This is a genomic window from Tepidibacter formicigenes DSM 15518, assembly GCF_900142235.1.
Taxonomy (GTDB): domain Bacteria; phylum Bacillota; class Clostridia; order Peptostreptococcales; family Peptostreptococcaceae; genus Tepidibacter; species Tepidibacter formicigenes.
The window spans coordinates 1-1,956 of the sequence record NZ_FRAE01000131.1 but is presented as its reverse complement, the minus strand read 5'-3'; the positions used below and the strand labels follow the sequence as shown (position 1 = coordinate 1,956).

Below are 1,956 nucleotides of genomic sequence, written 5' to 3'. Positions count from 1 at the left end.
ATCTCTTAAATATGATATTTGTGAAACACAAATAAGAAAGATTCTATCTAAATAATAAATACTCCGTTAAGTTCATTAGGCCATGGGGTATTTTTATAAATCCAACAAAGAGAGGATTTTACTATGAATCATAAAAATCCCAAATCGAATGATATAATTTTGAAAATTTTTTTAATATCCTTAAAAAATCATTCTAAAATATAATTTATAAGAGGTAAATTATGAAAAAAATATTTGATAACCTAGGAATTATCTTTGTTATTATATTTATTTTAACATCTGTATTTTGCAATGGATGTAATAACTCTGAAAATAAAAATACTAATAGTATTAAAAATAAAGAATCTAGTATTTCTCGAAATAAAAAAATAAGATCTAATAAAATAGTTATATTAAATAATTATGAATTTAATCTTGAGAAATTATTTGACATAAGTACTCTTGAAAATTTAAATAAAAATGAATTATCAATTTTAAGAAATTCAGTCTATGCAAAATATAATTATATATTCTCAAATAAAAAATATAGGGATTATTTTTTGCAACTAGACTGGTATCAACCAATCAATAATAATGTTTCATCTATGCTAACTAATATTGATAAAGAAAATATAAAAAAAATTGTACAACTAGAAAAAATATATAAACAATTAGAATTTAAGAGTCACAAACTAGGATTTTCAATCACTTTCCCTATGAATTGGAAAGATAGGTATGAAATTGTTGAATATGATACATACATGATTGTATATTTTAAGCCTTCTAAATCATTTGAATCTGAATATGGAGATGGAGAATTTTTTACTATAATAGATACTGCAACAAGTTTTTTTGACTCAAATATGTTTGATACAGTTGGAGATATAAATTTGTTTCAAGTAGATAAGCATAAGTATTACATAGGTGGTCCAAAAGATTTATCTCTTTCTGAAAATCATCCTGAATTTAAATTATTTTTAAATATGAGTTTAGATATACCTAATATCATAAAAACAATCAAACCTTTAAAATAATAACTTAAAATCTTTTAAGTGCTAAGAAAGGTGATTATTATATGAAAAAGTTTGTATTATTAATAGTAGTATTATTTAGTGTATTTTTAGCGGTTGGATGTATGAGTAATAAAGAAATACGTATACCTCAAGTTGAAAAATCAGTTTCAACTATAGATAAAGATTTAACTAAAGAGAAACAAGAGACGGATTTAAGTAACGATATTAGCAAGGAAGTGTTAATAATGGCTAGAGGTCAAAAGAGATATACAGATGAATTCAAGAAAACATTACCATTTATGTCTCTTCCCACACCTTCTGTTAAATATTCATTGTATGCACTATTGATGTATCCTACATCTTACTTCATTTTCAACTTTTCCACCTATTACTCTAGTAAGCACTGTTAAATATTCTCCATATGTTATCTCCTTATTTGGAGCATATTTATTATCTCCCACTCCTGTTATTATTCCTTCTTGTCTAGCCTCCATTACATCGTTGTAGAACCAATCGTTTGATTTTACATCTATAAAATTACTTTCTGACAACGCAAAAATTGGAGTTAGTTGTAATAATAAAAAAGTTGATATAATAACTGTCAATATCTTAAGTTTCATTTTTTTCTCCTAATTTATTGAAAATCTACCTATTTATACTTATATCATATTTCATATAATTCTTCTAGATGTACACGTAAAATGCATGAGACTATTAACAGCAAGAACATAACTCCTTTGTTTTCATTTCTATCTTTTTATCCATTGCTATAACTTATTTTCCAAACTAATTTTCTAAATTTCTTTATCTATAACCATTCCTTCAAATCACTTATATTTAAACTAACAAATAAAAAAGGAGGGATACCATGGCAGTAGTAAAAATACCTAAGGAAAGCTTAATAAAGCTAACATTTTCTCTTGGCTTAGATGAACATGGGAAAGAAATATTAAGAAAAAAATCT

Annotated in this window: 4 protein-coding genes; 3 read left to right on the top strand and 1 reads right to left on the bottom strand. The window is 24.5% G+C overall.

Features of this window, described 5'->3' with window-relative positions; genetic code table 11:
* Positions 1–221 precede the first annotated feature (221 nt).
* On the top strand, positions 222–1,013 hold the full coding sequence (locus tag BUA77_RS13130; protein ID WP_072891034.1) for a YARHG domain-containing protein: 792 nt from the start codon (positions 222–224) through the stop codon (positions 1,011–1,013).
* A gap of 41 nt (positions 1,014–1,054) precedes the next feature.
* Positions 1,055–1,402 carry a SadB/YajI family lipoprotein gene (locus tag BUA77_RS13620; protein WP_143151375.1) on the top strand — a complete coding sequence of 116 codons (348 nt, stop codon included), beginning with the start codon at positions 1,055–1,057 and terminating at the stop codon, positions 1,400–1,402.
* Here BUA77_RS13620 and BUA77_RS13125 read toward each other — a convergent pair.
* Positions 1,334–1,612 (bottom strand): S-layer homology domain-containing protein, encoded by a 279-nt coding sequence (locus BUA77_RS13125; RefSeq protein WP_072891032.1) that lies wholly within the window; start codon positions 1,610–1,612, stop codon positions 1,334–1,336. The genes BUA77_RS13620 and BUA77_RS13125 overlap by 69 nt on opposite strands.
* A 248-nt stretch (positions 1,613–1,860) precedes the next feature.
* Here BUA77_RS13125 and BUA77_RS14885 point away from each other — a divergent pair.
* Positions 1,861–1,956: DUF1659 domain-containing protein (locus BUA77_RS14885; protein ID WP_456300371.1), on the top strand; the 96-nt coding region annotated here is incomplete at its 3' end.

Bases quoted from the DNA above. Each gene is read 5' to 3' on its own strand.
- BUA77_RS13130 (WP_072891034.1), top strand. From the start codon at position 222: ATGAAAAAAATATTTGATAACCTAGGAATTATCTTTGTTATTATATTT.
- BUA77_RS13125 (WP_072891032.1), bottom strand. From the start codon at position 1,612: ATGAAACTTAAGATATTGACAGTTATTATATCAACTTTTTTATTATTA.
- BUA77_RS13620 (WP_143151375.1), top strand. From the start codon at position 1,055: ATGAAAAAGTTTGTATTATTAATAGTAGTATTATTTAGTGTATTTTTA.